The organism is Aeromonas bestiarum, from assembly GCF_028751155.1.
Lineage (GTDB): Bacteria > Pseudomonadota > Gammaproteobacteria > Enterobacterales > Aeromonadaceae > Aeromonas > Aeromonas bestiarum.
The window spans coordinates 1,907,214-1,923,272 of the sequence record NZ_CP064746.1 but is presented as its reverse complement, the minus strand read 5'-3'; the positions used below and the strand labels follow the sequence as shown (position 1 = coordinate 1,923,272).

At 59.3% G+C, this 16,059-nt stretch carries 15 protein-coding genes; 12 read left to right on the top strand and 3 right to left on the bottom strand.

Annotated elements, in window-relative coordinates; translation table 11 throughout:
• Nucleotides 1–175 precede the first annotated feature (175 nt).
• The 3 genes from IU367_RS08950 (at nt 176) to IU367_RS08940 (ending at nt 4,548) form a co-directional block, all read left to right on the top strand.
• Complete coding sequence (locus IU367_RS08950; RefSeq protein WP_274454363.1) at nt 176–1,447, top strand: hypothetical protein; 1,272 nt, start codon at nt 176–178, stop codon at nt 1,445–1,447.
• A gap of 117 nt (nt 1,448–1,564) precedes the next feature.
• Nucleotides 1,565–3,211 carry a 6-pyruvoyl-tetrahydropterin synthase-related protein gene (locus tag IU367_RS08945; protein WP_274454076.1) on the top strand — a complete coding sequence of 549 codons (1,647 nt, stop codon included), beginning with the start codon at nt 1,565–1,567 and terminating at the stop codon, nt 3,209–3,211.
• A gap of 146 nt (nt 3,212–3,357) precedes the next feature.
• Complete coding sequence (locus tag IU367_RS08940) at nt 3,358–4,548, top strand: Bcr/CflA family multidrug efflux MFS transporter (RefSeq protein ID WP_274454075.1); 1,191 nt, start codon at nt 3,358–3,360, stop codon at nt 4,546–4,548.
• A gap of 110 nt (nt 4,549–4,658) precedes the next feature.
• On the opposite strand, the gene IU367_RS08935 is transcribed toward IU367_RS08940, so the two are convergent.
• Nucleotides 4,659–5,126: a DUF4357 domain-containing protein gene (locus IU367_RS08935; protein ID WP_043141117.1), complete on the bottom strand. Its 468-nt coding sequence runs from the start codon at nt 5,124–5,126 to the stop codon at nt 4,659–4,661.
• Nucleotides 5,127–5,323: 197 nt separating this feature from the next.
• Here IU367_RS08935 and IU367_RS08930 point away from each other — a divergent pair, with 197 nt between their 5' ends.
• From IU367_RS08930 to IU367_RS08915, 4 genes are all read left to right on the top strand, one after another.
• Nucleotides 5,324–6,004, top strand: coding sequence for an ABC transporter ATP-binding protein (locus IU367_RS08930; RefSeq protein WP_274454074.1), 681 nt, complete (start codon nt 5,324–5,326; stop codon nt 6,002–6,004).
• Between the two features lie 27 nt (nt 6,005–6,031).
• Nucleotides 6,032–8,473 (top strand): ABC transporter permease, encoded by a 2,442-nt coding sequence (locus IU367_RS08925; protein WP_274454073.1) that lies wholly within the window; start codon nt 6,032–6,034, stop codon nt 8,471–8,473.
• Nucleotides 8,470–9,537, top strand: a complete 1,068-nt coding sequence (locus IU367_RS08920; protein WP_274454072.1) for a lipocalin-like domain-containing protein — start codon at nt 8,470–8,472, stop codon at nt 9,535–9,537. Before IU367_RS08925 ends, IU367_RS08920 begins: the two co-directional genes overlap by 4 nt.
• Before the next feature lie 314 nt (nt 9,538–9,851).
• Entirely contained in the window at nt 9,852–10,217 is a 366-nt protein-coding gene (locus IU367_RS08915) for a hypothetical protein (RefSeq protein WP_241279025.1), read from the top strand.
• A gap of 80 nt (nt 10,218–10,297) precedes the next feature.
• On the opposite strand, the gene IU367_RS08910 is transcribed toward IU367_RS08915, so the two are convergent.
• Nucleotides 10,298–11,239 (bottom strand): hypothetical protein, encoded by a 942-nt coding sequence (locus IU367_RS08910; protein ID WP_337999347.1) that lies wholly within the window; start codon nt 11,237–11,239, stop codon nt 10,298–10,300.
• 614 nt (nt 11,240–11,853) lie between these two features.
• On the opposite strand from IU367_RS08910, the gene IU367_RS08905 reads away from it, so the two are divergent.
• Nucleotides 11,854–12,816, top strand: a complete 963-nt coding sequence (locus IU367_RS08905) for a type I restriction enzyme HsdR N-terminal domain-containing protein (RefSeq protein ID WP_274454070.1) — start codon at nt 11,854–11,856, stop codon at nt 12,814–12,816.
• Nucleotides 12,817–12,953: 137 nt separating this feature from the next.
• Nucleotides 12,954–13,469, top strand: a complete 516-nt coding sequence (locus tag IU367_RS08900; protein ID WP_274454069.1) for a hypothetical protein — start codon at nt 12,954–12,956, stop codon at nt 13,467–13,469.
• Between the two features lie 254 nt (nt 13,470–13,723).
• On the opposite strand, the gene IU367_RS08895 is transcribed toward IU367_RS08900, so the two are convergent.
• Nucleotides 13,724–14,515 (bottom strand): alpha/beta fold hydrolase, encoded by a 792-nt coding sequence (locus IU367_RS08895; RefSeq protein WP_274454068.1) that lies wholly within the window; start codon nt 14,513–14,515, stop codon nt 13,724–13,726.
• Between the two features lie 106 nt (nt 14,516–14,621).
• Here IU367_RS08895 and IU367_RS08890 point away from each other — a divergent pair, with 106 nt between their 5' ends.
• From IU367_RS08890 to IU367_RS08880, 3 genes are read left to right on the top strand one after another with little or no spacing between them, the layout of a single operon-like run.
• Nucleotides 14,622–14,978 (top strand): MmcQ/YjbR family DNA-binding protein, encoded by a 357-nt coding sequence (locus tag IU367_RS08890; protein WP_274454067.1) that lies wholly within the window; start codon nt 14,622–14,624, stop codon nt 14,976–14,978.
• Nucleotides 14,979–14,986: 8 nt separating this feature from the next.
• Entirely contained in the window at nt 14,987–15,463 is a 477-nt protein-coding gene (locus IU367_RS08885) for a GNAT family N-acetyltransferase (RefSeq protein ID WP_274454066.1), read from the top strand.
• Between the two features lie 55 nt (nt 15,464–15,518).
• Nucleotides 15,519–15,854 carry a DUF3802 family protein gene (locus IU367_RS08880; RefSeq protein ID WP_042869761.1) on the top strand — a complete coding sequence of 112 codons (336 nt, stop codon included), beginning with the start codon at nt 15,519–15,521 and terminating at the stop codon, nt 15,852–15,854.
• Nucleotides 15,855–16,059 lie beyond the last annotated feature (205 nt).

Sequence of the window (16,059 nt, the reverse complement as noted above, 5' to 3'; positions counted from 1 at the left end):
TCTCGCTGTGACAAACGGTGGGTTTCGCTTCGCTCTACCCACCCTACGCACAGCCTGCCGATAAATGCACCCGGACGTCGGTTTTCCCCCTTCTCCCCCGGCGGGAGAAGGGTTGGGGATGAGGGGGAAGGCAAGGTCTCGGCGTTGGACTTCTCCTGGCTCCTCCCCCCTCTGGCTGCTTGCGCTGCTGCAGCTGGCCTGGCTTGGCTGGCTGCTGGCCTTCCCGGTGGCGCTCGATTCCGACGATGCCCTGAACTTTGCCCACGGGGTGATGCGCTTCAGCGTGCTGGAATTCTCCCCCCACTTTCCTGGCTACCCCGCCTTTATCTGGCTGGCGCGGCTTATCAATCTTTTGGTAGACGAACCGGCCCGCGCGGTGCAGTGGGCAAGCCTCTTCGGCACAGCGCTGATAGCGCCGCTCGCAGCGTATCTAGCTGTCAGATTATGGCAACGGCCAAGCCTGCTGGCGCCAGTCTGGCTGCTGGTGCTGGCCCTGCCGCTCACCCCGACCCTGGCGCTCTCCGGCCTCTCGGACGGGCCTGCGCTGGCGGCCTGGCTCGGGGCTCTCTTGGCCTTGCAGCATCGCAAGATAACGCTGGCCGGCCTGCTGGTAGGGCTGCTGCTGGCCCTGCGCCCCTCCTATTTCGTGCTGGCATTGCTGCCGCTCTGGCTCGGGATGCAACAGAAGGGCACACGACTCAGATTTGTGCTCCCCATTGCGCTGGTAGGATTTTCCAGCCTGCTGTTTGTCTGGCAGGCCGATGGCCTGGCCTATTTCAGCGAAGGGCGGCGCTTTACCGACGGCCACTTTACCCTCTGGGGCAACACGGCGGCGGCCCACGGCGACCGGCTTTTGAGCTGGGCCCGCACCTTCAATGATCAACTGACCCCGCTTTGGCCCTTGGCAATCGGGCTGTTGCTGATACCGCTCTGGCCCGCGGTGCGGCACAAGACCCCATCTGCCAAGCAGGTCTGGTATCTCGGCTGGCTGGTCCTGCTGCTCTGGACCCTGTTTGGCCAGAACCCGGACAATCCTCGCCATCTGGCGCCCCTCATCCTGCTAGGCCTTGTGCTGCTGGCGGGCATGCTGCCGCACCGGGGCGAGCTGCCGGCCGTGCTGGGGGCCCTGGCGCTGCTGATGACCACACTCACCCCTCCCCAGCCGCCGGCCATGGTCAAGGCGACTCAACTGGCCGAGCGGGCGTGCCCGGCGCTGGTAACCCAGTGGGGGGTGAGGCTGCTGCGAGAGACCACGGCCCTGCCCGTCACCGATGGCTGGTACCAGGGGGATGCCCGCCTCGCACTGGTACAAGGGGCTTGCCGCCTCAGCCGACGGCCCATCCTGGCTGGCGATCTGCCTGCACCAAACCGGCAGATCTGGTTTGCCCCCCGCTTTCACGCCGAACCGGGCCTCTGGCTCGGGATACAAAAGCCTGTCTCCCCCTAGCCGCCCTCTGGTTCGAGCTACAGGTGCCCATCTCCCTCTAGTCGGCCACTCGACTCACCTGCCAGGCGGCCAGCGTCGACTACACTCACTTCGCATCCGTGACAAGTGAGTCTGTCTATGAAGAAGCCAGGCGAATGGTATCTCATCCCTCTGACGCTGGTGCTGGCCTGCGGGGTCTTGCTGCTGCCGCTCTGGCTGCGGGGGGGCAGCCAGGGGCATGATCTGTTTCATCATCTGCTTTCCGGCCACTATTTTGCGCTGCAACTGTGGCAGGGGGAGCTCTACCCGCGCTGGCTGATGGCCATGAACGGCGGCTTTGGCAGCCCTACCTTCTTCTTTTATCCCCCCTTGCCCTACTACGTCAGTGCTCTGTTCGCCGGCCCCCAGCCGCTCGCCCATCAGGCCATCTATCCCCTGCTCTGGAGCGCCAGCCTGGCGCTGCTGCTCTCCGGTCTCTTCGCCTACCTCTGGCTGCGCCGCTTTAGCGCCCCCGGTCGCGCCCTGGCCGCCAGCCTGCTCTACCTCGCCCTGCCTTATCATCTGGCCCTGGATCTCTATGCCCGCTTCGCCCTGGCGGAATTCTGGGCCTTCGTCTGGGCTCCTTTGGTACTGCTGGGGCAGGATCTCGCCGGCCAGCGCCGGCGAGGCGGCTTCCCCCTGCTGGCACTGGCGCTGGCCTTGCTGGCATTCACCCACCTGCCCAGCCTGCTGTTGATGCTGGCGCTGATCACGCTGCGGGCGCTGCTGCAAACCTGGCGCTCACGCACATCGTTTCCGCTCCGGATCACCCTGGCCGCGCAAGTGCTGGGGCTGGCCATGGCCGCGGCCCTGCTGCTACCCGCCCTGCTGGATCAGGGAGCCATCTCCATGGAGCTGATGCGTGGCGGCATGTTCGACTTCAGGCGCAACTTTCTCGACCGCTTGCCCTCGGGCTGGGGCGACTGGCGCTTTCGCGGCCATCTGGCCTGGCAAAGCCTGCTGACCATGGGGTTGCTGCTGCTCGCCTGGGCAGCGGCCCGTGAGCCACGCCACCCCGAGCTCCTGTGCTGGGGGGTGTTGGGGGTAGGTGCCTTCCTGATGATGTTGCCCCTCAGCCAGCCAATCTGGCACCTGCTGCCACCGCTGCAGCGGCTGCAATTTCCCTGGCGGTGCAATCTGATCCTCACCCTGGCCACGGTGGCAGTGGTCGCGCTGGGAACCCCGGTCAAGCGGCCATGGCAAGGGATCTGGTGGTGCCTGCTGCTGATCACCCTGATCTCCAGCCTCGCCTATGTCTATTACGCCCCCCTCACCCAGGCACCGCTCAAGACGGTGATCGATGCCGAGTTCGACAGCAAGCGCAGTGCCCGGGAATACCGCCCCATTCAGGTGCCCAGTGGCCGGTTCACCCCGACTCTGCTCGCCTGGAAGGAGGAGTTTCAACCCCCGGTCACCACTGAGCAGCAAGGCGCCGAGTGGACGCTGGTACGCTGGCAACCCAGATGGCTGGAACTGACGGTGAGGACACAGAGGCCCACCAGGCTCACCTTGCACCAATATGACTACCCGGGCTGGCAGGCCAGACTGGATGACTCGCTGACGCTGACGGTCAGCGCAAACCGGCAGGGGCTGCTGCAAGTCTGGGTGCCTGCCGGCCAGCACAGGCTCAGACTGAGGCTGACGGCTCGCTGGCCAGAACGGTGGGGAGGCGGAATTTCCCTGCTGGGCTGGCTCTGCTGGCTGCTGCTCGCCTATCGAGGCTGTCAGGCGCCGAAACGGCAGTGATCCGGCTACCCGGACCGCAATACGCCGCCTGGCATCACAGCCAGAGCGTGACGGGGACGGCATAGCCCTGCCCAAACCAGCCAAAACTGATAGACTGACTACTTGTTACTTTTTTTCACGCGAACTTGCTCACGATCGGACATCCTATGCCCCAACCCGCAGCCCTCTCTCCCCGTTTTCTGTTTATCCTGCTCGGCGCCCTGGCGGGCCTGACCCCGCTGGCGGTGGACATGTACCTGCCCGCCATTCCGGCCATCGCCCGGGATCTCGTCACCAGCATAGACGGTGCCCAGCTCACCATCAGTGCCTTCCTCGGCGGCTTCGCCATCGGCCAGCTGTTCTACGGACCGCTCGCCGACAGCTATGGCCGCAAGCCGGTGATCCTGGCGGGGCTGGTAATGTTTGCCATCGCCTCGGTGGGCTGCGCCATGGCGGACTCCCTGCCCGAATTGTTGGCCTGGCGCATGCTGCAGGCGGCGGGCGGTGCGGCCGGCTCAGTGGTGGTCAATGCCCTGCTGCGCGACCTGTTCGAGAAGGATGCGTTTTCGCGGGCCATGTCGTTCGTCATCCTGGTGATGACGCTGGCGCCCCTGGTGGCCCCCGTAATAGGCGGTTACATCAGCGCCCACAGCGACTGGCGGGTGATCTTCTGGCTGCTGGTGGGCATCAGCCTGCTCATCTGCGTGGTGATGCAGTGGAAAATTCAGGAGACCCTGAAGCCTGAACACAGGCAGCCGCTCAGGCTGGGGCAGGTGCTGCGCAACTACTGGGGCGTGCTCTCCCATCGCGGCGCCATGGGTTATGTGCTGTGTGGCGCCCTGTCGAGCTCGGGCATGTTTGCCTTTATCAGCGCCTCGCCCTACGTCTACATCGAGTATTTCAAGGTGCCGACCGAGCACTACGGCTGGCTGTTCGGCCTCAATATCCTGCTGATGATGGTGGTCACCTTCGTCAACAGCCGGCTGGTGAAAGGAGTGGGCGCCGAGCGCATGTTGCAATACGGTCTGCTGATGCTGCCCTGTGCCGGTGCCCTGCTCATCTACAACGCCTGGAGCCAGACCGGGGGCCTGTGGGGCATCGTCATCCCTGTGGTGCTGTTCGTCGGTCACATCAGCCTGGTGGGGGCCAACGCCATGACGGGCCTGATGGGTCACTTCCCCCAGTCGGCAGGCACGGCCTCGGCCCTGGCCGGCACCTTGCGCTTTGGCATAGGCGCCCTGGTGGGCATTCTGGTCAACCTCAATCCGCCCGAATCGCCGCTGCCCATGGCCATTGCCATCGCTGGCTGCGGCTTTGGTTCGGCCATCAGCTACTGGCTGCTGACCGGCAAGAAATAAACGCCTGACAAAAAACGCCGCCCTCCTTGATCACCAAAGAGGGCGGCGTTTTCATGTCCGTTGTGCAGTCCCCGCAAGCGGCAGGGAGGCGCAGTTGACTTGCCGGGGAATTACTTCTTGCCGAAACCCGACTGCTTGAGGGTGTAGCCGGCGCTGTTTTGCCAGGCATCCAGGCCGCTGCGGTTGTTACCCGCCACCAGGCTGGCGGCCAGGCTCGGGCTGTTGAACAACTGATCGGCGGTGAACACAAACCCTCCTTCACTGCGCGGGGCCAGGATCCCCTTGCCCAGCAGCTCCTGACGCAGTTCGATCACGGCTTCACGCAAGGAGGCGGCATCCTCGCCATTGGCGGTGGAGCCCGCCAGCACCATGAAGCCGGGATTTTGCCGCTTGCCCACCGGATAACCGTGGGCCTCGGCGCCCTTGCCGTTGAAGTGGTACAGCTCGCGCTCCCCCGGCTTGTTGTCGGAGAGCGCCTTTTGCAGGGTCATCAGCTCGTTATAAATCTCGATGGGGACGACGGCAGCCTGCTTGTTGCCCTTGCTATCGATGATAAAACTGACTTGCTTGTGTAACATCCTTGCTCATCCTGTGACCCATGGAAGCCCCTATTCTAACCACCTCTGGCAAGCGGGATCCAGCGAGGATCCTCACCTCTTTTGCAGGCTTGATCACTAACTGGCCCTCTTGATCCGTCGCGAGGCGTGTTGATCATTCCCGCCCGTGGTAGCCTAGATGGCATGATGAAAGCCATTGACCATCAAGCGGTTATCCCATGCTGACCCTGCGCAACCTCTGCAAGAGCTTCGATAACGGCAGCGAACGTCTGCCGCTGTTCCATCACCTGGATCTCACCCTGGCCGCTGGCGAGATCACCCTGCTGCTGGGGCAGAGCGGCTGTGGCAAGTCGACCCTGCTCAATCTGATCGCCGGCCTCATCCCCCCGGATGAGGGGGAGATCTGGCTGGGGCAGATCCGGCTCGACAACCAGTCCCCGGACGATCGGGCCCGCCTGCGTGGTCGGCATTTTGGCATCGTCTATCAGGATTTCAATCTGCTGCCGACCCTGAACGTGGAGGAGAACCTCTGCCTGCCGCTCGCCATCAACGGCCTGTCCCGCCATGAGACAACCCTTGACGCCCTGCTTACTCGGCTCGATCTCGTTCACAAGCGCCACGCCTGGCCGGAGCAGCTCTCCGGCGGCCAGCGCCAGCGGGTGGCCCTGGCCCGCGCCCTCATTCACCAGCCCAGGTGGCTGCTGGCCGATGAGCCCACCGGCAGTCTCGATGAGCACAACGCCGAGCAGGTGATGGCGCTGATGATGGAGGCGGTGCGCGAAACCGGCGCCGGGCTCTTGCTGGTGAGCCACAACCCCGCCTATGGCGCCCTGGCCGATAGAGTGCTGCGCCTCGAAGGGGGACAACTTGTCGAGCTCAAGGGCGCACGCCATGAGTAACGCCAGCCGCGATCGCGAGGCCGCCTCATGCTGCCGTTAAAGGCGCTGCTGCGCCTCTATCGCAGCCATCCCTGGCTGCTGCTGATGAGCCTGACCGGGCTCATGCTGGGGGTCTCGCTGGTGGTGGCCATAGAGCTTCTCAACCACAGTGCCAGCACCAACTTTGTCGCCGCCCGCAGCCAGCTGGCGGGGGAAGCCAACTACCGGCTGGCCCCGAGCGGCGGTCTGGATGAGCAGCTTTACGTCAAACTGGTGCGCAGCCAGCCGAGCCTCAATGCCATGCCGCAGCTGCACGCCTGGCTCAAAGACGAGCAGGGGCGCAGTTTTCAGCTGCTGGGGATGGATCTGTTCAACCCCGGCCCCCTGCGCCGGCTGTTTGGTGAAGGCCCATCCAGCGAACCCGCCTTTTCGCTCAACCGCGCCGACAGCGTCTGGCTGGCGGCGCCGGAGGCCAGGCGGCTTGACTGGCAACCGGGCCAATCCCGCACCTTTGTGCTGGGCGGCGGTGGCGAGGGTGATCGCCCGCTGATCCTCACTCTGGCGGGCACCTTCGAGCCAGGTGCCGTGCCCATGGATCGGCTGCTGGTGACCGACATAGGCCTAGCCCAGCCCCTGCTTGGCAAAGAGGGTCGACTCGATCGCATCGTCTTCAAGCTGAGTGACGCCGAGGCCCGCGCCCTGCAAGCCCTGCTGCAAACCTATCGCCCCCATCAGCCGCTCTGGCTCGAGCCCATCAGCCCGGCGCTCGATGCCAGCCAGCTCGGCGATGCCCTGGCGCTCAACCTCACCGCCCTCTCCCTGCTCGCCATGGCGGTGGGACTGTTTCTGGTGTTCAACGCCCAGCGCTTCGTGCAGAGCGTGCGTCGCCCCCAGCTGGCCCAGCTGATCATTCTGGGGCTGCCGCCGAGCCGGCTGCTGCGCTGGCTGGCGCTGGAACTGCTGATCCTCGCCACCCTGGGCACCTTGCTCGGGCTGCAGCTCGGCAGCCTGCTGGCCCTGACGCTCATGGGGCAGCTGACCCAGGCGCTGGCCGATCTGTATGGCCCCAATCCCATCGATCTGCTGCGCCTCTCCCCTCTGAGCCTGCTCAAGGCACTGGTGATCGGCCTTGCCGGGACGCTTGCCGCCAACCTGCCCGGCTGGTGGCAACTGCTGCGCCAATCCCCCCTTGAGCTTCGTGAGGGCAACAGCCACCCGCCGCGACATACCTGGCGCCGCCGGGGGCTGGCCATCGCCATACTGCTGCTGTGCGCGCTTTGCCTCTGGCTGCCACAAACCGGCCTGGGTGGCGCCCTGTTTGTGGCCGGTGGCTGGCTGCTGGCCATGGCGCTCTGGCTGCCGGACGCCCTGCGCTGGCTGCTGGGGCGGCTGCGCCGCGCCATGGGGGCGCCGGATCGCCACCACCTCCTGACCGCCCGACTCGGGGTGGCCGAGACCCAATACCATCTGGATCGCACCGCCATCGCCGTGATGGCGCTGCAGCTGGCCATAGCCGCAGCCATCGGCATAGGGGTCATGGTGTCGAGTTTTCGATCGAGCGTGGAGATCTGGCTGGGCCAGCGTCTGGCCGCCGATCTCTATGTCACGGCCCCCAAGGGGGTGGCAGGCAACAAGGGCGCCCTGAGCGAGGCGACCCTGGCCGCCATTCTGGCCGAACCGGAGGTGGCGCAAGCATCGCGCCGCGCCGTGCACCCCGCCCGCTGGCAGGGGCAGCCCATAGAGTGGGCGCAGATGGACTTTATCCCCGAGCTTAAAGCCGCCTATCCCCTGCTGGCCGGGCGCTGGCCCGAGGGCCCCGACGAGGTGCTGGCCAGCGAGCCGCTGACGGTGCGGCTCGGGGTCAAGGTGGGCCAGGCGCTCAGCATCACAAGCGAACAGGGGCCAAGGCGGCTCACCGTCACCGGCGTCTATCAGGATTACGGCAGCGACAAGGGGCAACTCCTGCACGCCTTCGAAGAGGGGGCGGTGCAATCCCTCGCCCTGTTCAGTGCCCATCCTGAGCAGCTGGCCGACCGGCTGCGCGCCCGTTTTGGCGAGGGGGTCAACCTCTTGCCCGCCCCCGCCATCCATGCCGCCGCCCTCAAGGTGTTCGACCAGACCTTTGTGGTGACCGAGTTGCTTAAATTGCTGATTTTGGGCATCGCCTTCGTCGGCATAGGCTCGGCCTTCATGGTGCTGGGGCTGGCCAGGCGCAGCGAGTTGCAGACCTTGCAGAGTCTGGGATTGAGCCCGCGCCACTGCCGCCGCCTGCTGGTGTGGCAGGGGGCGGGCCTCGGGCTGCTCACCGCGCTGCTGGCGCTGCCGGTGGGCTATGGCCTCGCCTGGGTGCTGATCGAAGTGGTCAACCCCCGCGCCTTTGGCTGGCGCCTCGCCTTCGAGGCCGCCCCCTTGCATGCCATAACGGCCCTGCTGCTGGCGCCTGTGTGTGGCGCATTGGCGTCCTGGTTTGCCGCGAGGAAACTGGTATGAAAAAACGCAATGTCTGGCTACTGCTGCTCACCTGCCCCCTTTATGGCGGGGCGGCCTGGGCCAACGATCTGGGCGCCATCCTCGGCGGCGGCAGCGATCAGTTCAAAAAGGCCGTGCCGGGCCAACCCATCCGCTTGCCCGCCGATCACGGCGCCCACCCCGACTACAGATCCGAGTGGTGGTATCTCACCGGCAACCTCAAGGATGAGCAGGGGCGCGACTATGGCCTGCAGTGGACCTTGTTTCGCCAGGGCATAGAGCAAGCGATAACGTTGAACAACCCCTGGCTCACCCCTCAGCTCTGGCTGGCCCAGTTTGCCATCACAGACCTCGGCAAAGGCAGCCACCAACAGGATGAGCGCACCAGCCGCCAGGGACCGGGGCTCGCGGGTGCCAGCGGCGGCGAATATTGGCTGCGGGAATGGGGGCTGACCTCACAGGGGAAGGCACTCTTCCCCGCTACCCTCAAGGTGCAGAGCAAGGCGGGGGATCTTGATCTCAAGGTGAGCGCCGCCAAGCCGGTGGTGCTGCAGGGCAAGCAGGGTTACAGCGAGAAGAGCCCAGGCAACGCTTCGTTTTACTACTCCTACCCCAGGCTGACACTCACCGGCACTTTGACCCTCGATGGTGAGAAGCGCACCGTCACGGGCCAAGGCTGGTTCGATCACGAGTGGAGCAGCTCGGTATTGGCCGACTGGCAGTCAGGTTGGGACTGGTTCTCGCTGCAACTTGCCGATGGCCGCGAGCTGATGCTGTTTCGCTTGCGCACCAAGGCGGGCCGCGCCGAGCCCGAAAACCGCTACGGCATCCTGATTGAGCAGGACGGCAGCAGCCGGGTGCTCTCCCCTGACGCCATCACACTGACTCCAGGCAAGACCTGGCGCGGCCCCAAGGGGCAGCCCTACCCCGTCGAATGGCAGCTAAGCGCCGGGGAGCTCAACCTAACCATCCAGGCGCGCCAACCCAATCAGGCCATGACAGGCCGCTTTGACTACTGGGAGGGGGCAGTGAGGGTATCAGGGGATGCCAAGGGGCTGGGCTATCTGGAGATGACGGGGTATTGAGTCGAGCAGATATTTAGCATTGCGATTGTGCATCAGGTTTCGGGATGACTTTAGCTTCACCATAGCCAATAGCCTGATAACAAAGCTATTTTCAGTCATGGGATAAAGTAGCAGAGATTTCCAATATGCAAAGTGTCAAACTTTGCAGTTGATACATATATAAAGAATGTGGAACATCTATCGGCCATTAGATAAATAGCTAGGCTTTTACATTTTAAATTTCACCTATTTTCCTGATAGGAAATTAAGGTTTCCATCAGGTCACTGCGAAATCAAACAAATAGCATCATTGCTAAATTTGAGAGGGTAATAATATGGGAAGTTTAACCATAGTGAATGCCTTGGGTGTTGATGTAGAAATTATCGAAGCAAGTCCGTACCAATTCATGACCCTGACCATCAAGAACGGCCAATCTGCGGTTGCAAACGTAGCGACCAGTTTTGAACGATTCATACTGAAAATCAGAGTGCTGGGGAATATCTACTATTACGACCTTAATAAAGGACACTGGTATGGTGGTGATGGTGATAACCACTACCCTAACCCAGGCAGCAAGGTAAATATCATTTTGACTGGCGATCGTGGTAGTTATATTGAAACCAGCTACAACTATGCAGCTGATAACACAACAGTCATGTGCAAATACGCTTCAGACACCAAGGCATTGGATAAAGTCTAAATCCTTCCCTCAAATATTTTAAGATTGTGCCAAATAGACCCTAGGCATATCCTAGGGTCTTGATTAAGAACGTAATGCTGTCAGAACTTTTCGCCCATCACCATCAGGCCGTTTTGCTCGGGGAAGCCCACCACCAGGGTCGCCTTGCGGGTACCCGGCATCTCGAACGCGGCAGCGTAGGCCTGCGCCCCATCCCTGGCCTTGGCCAGACCCAGCACCCACTTGTTTTCGAGCGGGCTGAGATCGCTTGATGCCTTGAAGCTGCACTTGCCAAACCCGCTCAGACTGAGCTTGCTCAGACCATTGTGCTGATCGGCCTTGCCCTTGCCGGTCAGGGTACAACCGGCTCTGGGGAACTCGATATCCAGGGTCAGAGAGCCGCCGTTGTTGGTGCTGCGGATCAGGCCCACCATGGCATCGGCAAGGCCGGCGTCATCTTCCACCAGCCAGCTGTCGCTGGTGATCACCCGGGTGGTCAGCTTGCTCACGGCAAGGTGACCGCTCCAGTCGCGATAGAGGGCTGTGCTCTGATCCGGATCCCGGAACTGGGTGCCGACGCGGGTAAAGTCAAAGGTCCAGCGCTTGACCTCCTTGCCAGCCAGATCGGTGACCGATTGGTCTTGAAAGCTGATGAGGTTGTGGTCGTTGCTCTGGGCATCGAGCCGCTTGCCCCGCACCGAGGTGCGCTCCAGCAGCACCGGATAGATGCCATCCTTGTTCTCCTTCCGGGCCGCCTGACCGGTCCATTGTGAGATGGTGACCGGCTTGCCATCGTTCTCGACCCAGACACCCCAGCGCTGCTCGCTGTCGCCCTTGGGGTAGACCAGCGCCAACCCGCTCGGCCCCTTGATCATCTTGAACGGCCCCTGATCGCCGTCGCGACTGAGCAGGTTCGCCTCATAGACGCCGGCATCGGGCAGTGGCAGCGGCGCGCGCTTGGCGATGCTGTTGGCCGCCTTCTCGCTGTCGCAGGCGGACAGGGCGGCGGTGCAGGCGATGGCCAGTATGGCTTTGTGGTGCATTCTCATTGATGCTTGTTCCTTGCAATTGCTTTGTTATGTGAGGTGCATTCAATCGCCGCTGAATTTACTGGAGGGAGGGTTCGCCGGTCGACTCAAGATCTGTAACCAGCTGTTACAAGGTATTGATGAGCAAGGAACAAAACCGGGACTTGCCGCCCAGGCAGCTCGAAAGGAAGGCGAGCCCAGCGCCCCTCTCCCCACTTACCTCGAGACTCAAGCGTCAAAATCAGACCGCCATCAAGATTTCATTTAAATCTCATGGATTGACCGTGCTTTTACTCAACTGAAGAAACCGGTGTTTGATAGGCTACTCATCCGGCCCTCAGAGCCACAAAGGCAACCCAGGAGTGGTGATGGCTCAATCTTCTTCAACTTGGTTAAAAAGAGCACTCGGGGAGCTGTAACCCCGTGCGGTAGCCATCTTTTTACTGATAAGAAGTCTAAGAAGAAGGTATCTGTGCAGCTCATTATCAGGTAGCTAGAAAGCTCACCTACATCCACAAATTTTGCCGCGTAGAATAGAGTAAATGATTTATATGTTAGTGATACACTCAATGAGTCTAAAATTTTATCTGGCCAGTAATTTTTAGACACTACATTTTAAAGGAGTCGATATGTTCGAAGGTATAGACAGTTCAATTTTTGACGATCCTGAATTTAAAGAAGACTCCGTTAGGGAGATTATTATATCTCCAATAATTAAAAGGTTAGGCTATCTACCTAGTGGTAATCATCGAATTACAAGAAGTAAAACTCTAAAAAACCCATTTATACGTGTAGGAACACGAAATCATCCAGTAACTACAATTCCAGACTACACATTTTATATAGATGAACGTCCAGTTTTTATACTTGATGCAAAAGGACCATCCGAAAGTGTCTTGGATGACAATCACATTCAGCAAGCATATAGCTATGCAATTCACCCTGAGATTCGCTGTGATGAGTTTGGGCTTTGCAATGGTAGAGAACTGGTCATTTTTAGTTCTGCCAAGATAGAACCACTGCTTCATATTAATTTTGATAATTTTGAGTCTAACTGGAATGAAATCGAACGGCAATTAGCACCAAAGTATCTTTCCTCTCCTATTCTGAGAAAATTTGCACCTGATTTTGGAATGGCTTTATTACGAATGGGATTAGATAAAGAGACAGAGTTTCACATGTTCCAAACTAGGCTTAATTTGTTTGCCAAAATTGATGACTCGCTAATGACAGCATCAGCAAATTGTAATTTCGGATCTGGTGACTTTTGTGTAAGCTTCGACTTTCATCCAGATCTCTTGCCTGCCATTATCGCAGGACTTCCCAAGCAGTTAGGGGATCGGTTCACTTATGCATTAATGCGAGCACCATTTCAAGCAGCCGCGGGCTTAGCAATAGAACTCGATATCAGGGCAAATCTTGGTCAGATAACTCAGGCGCAGTCGGAAACATTCGTACCTCTAATAATAAAAGAAATTTATGAATCTAGGTTTACTCCATCTGAAATTCCAAATGGTCAAAATGATATACCTCCTAACATATTCAAACTTAGAGATCACTTTGTTATTAGAACTGAGCGTGATTATGTCTAACATAACCAAGAAATTCGAAATCTACCCGCCACTAGAACTAGTATATAATGATAGGGAACGTGGGTTTAGCTTCTGTTATGGATTATTTATTATACACATGCACGTCAATGAAAATACAAAATTGAGGAAAGCGTAGATTGATAACTCGAGTACCAAAAGAGCTTAAAGGGAAAATATGGCATAGCACTAGCAAAGAACTTGCTTTAGAGATATACAGCCACGACTACATTATTTCTGATCCAGGTATTGATGAATCAAGACGCTGGGGAGGAAAATCGAAATCAACACATCCATTTGTTAGAAGCATCGGTGGAATAAGTTTATTTGATTTTAGACTGCCAAGCTCGCACGTTAGTGAAATATTATATAGTTTTATTCCATGTAGAACTGGCTGGCCACAAACAGTTTGGCTCGAAATAAATAATTTCTATTTAGGTGATATGTTCTCCTCTGCTGAAAAAACTAGAATATGCTGGATAGATGCCGGCATGAATCGTCAATACATGCCTAAATTGGAGGCTGCCAGTTTACGTCCCATACCGATTGAATATATAAAATCTATTTACATCAGCAATACAAAAGGCATCTTCAAACCGGTTAATATCAGTGATCTTATAAAAAACCAAAAAAAAATAAACCGTAGTATTATCTAGATATAAATCACAAGTAAATATGTGAGGTTCCAACTGATTTAACCAACTAATGGAGCCCCGTCAGAACTTGTTCTGCCGGGGCTTATTTATCTCGCCGCCTGATCCACCAGATAGAGGATGCTGTGATAGGGGATACCGGCGTGCTGACTGAGCCCCATCTCGCTGGTACGACTATTCCAGTGACATCGAAGAACTGGATAAGCGCTGGCTCGGATATATCCCCTGCATTGTTTGAGAAGGGCTGAGGCAAAGAATTATTTGCGGCCGCGGGCCAAAGATTTGAGAAACGCCAGGGTGCGGCGGTTGAACTGCTCAGGCTGCTCCACATTGCAGACATGGCCACACTGCTCGATCACTGCCAGCGAGGAGCTGGCATCGCGGGCCACCTGCTCGCGCACCGGTGCCAGGAACATATGATCCTCCTCCCCCATCACATAGAGGGTCGGGATCGGCAGGGCGCGCTCCTTGAAGTAGCGCATCAGCGGGTTGACCTCGGTGGCGAGGCGGAACCAGCGTTTGAACTCCTTCTGGCACAATTTGCGCGCCTCGCGCACGAACAGGTTGCGCGACTCCTGATGGTGCTGGCGCGGCATTATGATGAAGGCGAACAGCCGGTAGAGCCACATGTAGGGCAGGATATGCTGGCCGAGGCGTCCCAGCTGCACCAATACCCGGGAGCGAATGTCGAGCCGCAGTATGGCGCCGCCCAAGACCATGCTCTTGACCCGCTCCGGGCAGAGCTCTGCCAGATGGTGAATGAGGATGGTGCCGAGCGAAATGCCGACGAAGTGGGCGGAGGAAATGCGCAGGTGATCGAGCAGGCGCACTATGTCTTCGGTCACGGCCCGGAAGCTGTAGTGACCCTTGACCACCTGCTGCAACTGGTGGGATTGACCGTGGCCACGCAGGTCCAGCAGCAGCACGTTGAAGTGCTCGCGATAGGCGCGCAGCTGCTTGAACCAGATGGAGGAGCTGCCACCGGCGCCGTGCACGAATACCACCCAATCCCTGTCGGGGCCAAGCTCGAACGTCTTGTGATACAGCATCTTGCGACTCCCTCATCGACAGCATTGGGGTATAGTAGGCGCGCATCTTAGCAGATATTTTCACCTAAAAAATACGTTTGCATGGCAACTGGCGAGGAGCGTGACCATGGAGTTGACGAGTTTGAGAGCCTTTCTGCTGACCCTGCCGGGCGCTCAGGAGGACACCCCCTTCGGCCCGGAGATCCTGGTCTATCGCATCGCCGGCAAGATGTTCGCACTGGTGGATTGGCAGGCTGCGCCGCTCACCATCAACCTCAAATGCGAGCCCGACCTCGCCCTGCTGCTGCGGGAGATCCACCCCGAGGTCAAACCCGGCTGGCACATGAACAAGCAGCACTGGAACACGGTTACCCTGAGCGACACCCTGGCCGACGATCTCTGGCAAGGCTGGGTGCACCACTCCTATGAGCGGGTGGTCGCCGGTCTGCCCAAGGCCAAACGGCCGCAAGCGCCGACACTGTGAGCCATCCCATGCCAGAGCAGCCCGATATAGTCCCGCTGAGCGAGCGGCATATCCCCACCCTCATCGCCCTGTTCGAGCAGTCGGTGCGCCAACGCGGCCCCGAGCACTACAGCGAGGCCCAGGTAGAGCAGTGGGCCCTCGGCGCCCATCATCCCGGCTTTGTCAGCCAGTTGCGTGAGCACCACGGCTGGGTGCTGGAGCAAACCGGCGCCGTGCTCGGCTTCGTCACCCTCAGCAACGATGGTCACCTGAGCCTGCTCTATGTGAGCGCCGACCATCAACGGCAGGGGCTTGGCGGTCTCTTGCTCGCCACCGCCCTCAGCCAGGCCGCTCGGCTCGGCATCGAGACCCTGACAACGGAGGCCAGTGCCTTCAGCTATGGGCTATTTTTACGGTATGGCTTTGAGCTGACCGGATTGGAAAGCGTGGAGCGCGGCGGGGTCGGTTTTATCCGCTATCGTCTGCACTGGCGCTTGCCAAGCTAGGTCCAGCCACTAAAATACGCACAGTTTTTCCGTATTGTTGAGGATTGAGGCCGCCATGGTTGTAGAAAGCGAAGGCTATATCGCCCTGATTGAGTATCTGGTGGAGAGTCTGGGACTGTTTGAAACCCAGCAACAGAGCAGTGGTGAACAGACCATCGAAGATCTGGTGAGCGGCCGGGTGGCCGGCAACCTGATGGCCATCTGCGAACAGAACCCGCAGCTCGATCCCAAGTTGCGCTTCATGATCATGCAAGAAGCCGATGCCGTGGTCGCCGATCTGGAAGAGGTGCTCTCCGCCGTCTGGCTGCGCGCCCCGACCCCGGCCCAGCAAGCCTTCCTCGAAGAGTTCATCGATCTCATCAAGAATCTGTTTGACGGCGCCATCAGCTAGCCCGTCGAGACAGCTTGTCGCCGTGGCGCAGACCCAAGCGCCCGAATATTCCCGCAAACAGCACGAATGAAAAGGGCCGCCTTCAACGGGCAGCCCTGCTTGCTATCATTTCAACTCATCAAGCTTTTCAATGACTTTTAATGAATATCGAGGCAAGAAATGTGTCTGGTCTTGGCTCCCATCCTTGGAAGCTACCAAGTTAGGC

Excerpts from the sequence above, each read along its gene's own strand:
- IU367_RS08920 (WP_274454072.1), top strand. The coding sequence starts at position 8,470 with ATGAAAAAACGCAATGTCTGGCTACTGCTGCTCACCTGCCCCCTTTAT.
- IU367_RS08945 (WP_274454076.1), top strand. The coding sequence starts at position 1,565 with ATGAAGAAGCCAGGCGAATGGTATCTCATCCCTCTGACGCTGGTGCTG.
- IU367_RS08935 (WP_043141117.1), bottom strand. The coding sequence starts at position 5,126 with ATGTTACACAAGCAAGTCAGTTTTATCATCGATAGCAAGGGCAACAAG.
- IU367_RS08940 (WP_274454075.1), top strand. The coding sequence starts at position 3,358 with ATGCCCCAACCCGCAGCCCTCTCTCCCCGTTTTCTGTTTATCCTGCTC.
- IU367_RS08910 (WP_337999347.1), bottom strand. The coding sequence starts at position 11,239 with ATGCACCACAAAGCCATACTGGCCATCGCCTGCACCGCCGCCCTGTCC.
- IU367_RS08885 (WP_274454066.1), top strand. The coding sequence starts at position 14,987 with ATGCCAGAGCAGCCCGATATAGTCCCGCTGAGCGAGCGGCATATCCCC.
- IU367_RS08925 (WP_274454073.1), top strand. The coding sequence starts at position 6,032 with ATGCTGCCGTTAAAGGCGCTGCTGCGCCTCTATCGCAGCCATCCCTGG.
- IU367_RS08915 (WP_241279025.1), top strand. The coding sequence starts at position 9,852 with ATGGGAAGTTTAACCATAGTGAATGCCTTGGGTGTTGATGTAGAAATT.
- IU367_RS08890 (WP_274454067.1), top strand. The coding sequence starts at position 14,622 with ATGGAGTTGACGAGTTTGAGAGCCTTTCTGCTGACCCTGCCGGGCGCT.
- IU367_RS08880 (WP_042869761.1), top strand. The coding sequence starts at position 15,519 with ATGGTTGTAGAAAGCGAAGGCTATATCGCCCTGATTGAGTATCTGGTG.
- IU367_RS08930 (WP_274454074.1), top strand. The coding sequence starts at position 5,324 with ATGCTGACCCTGCGCAACCTCTGCAAGAGCTTCGATAACGGCAGCGAA.
- IU367_RS08895 (WP_274454068.1), bottom strand. The coding sequence starts at position 14,515 with ATGCTGTATCACAAGACGTTCGAGCTTGGCCCCGACAGGGATTGGGTG.
- IU367_RS08905 (WP_274454070.1), top strand. The coding sequence starts at position 11,854 with ATGTTCGAAGGTATAGACAGTTCAATTTTTGACGATCCTGAATTTAAA.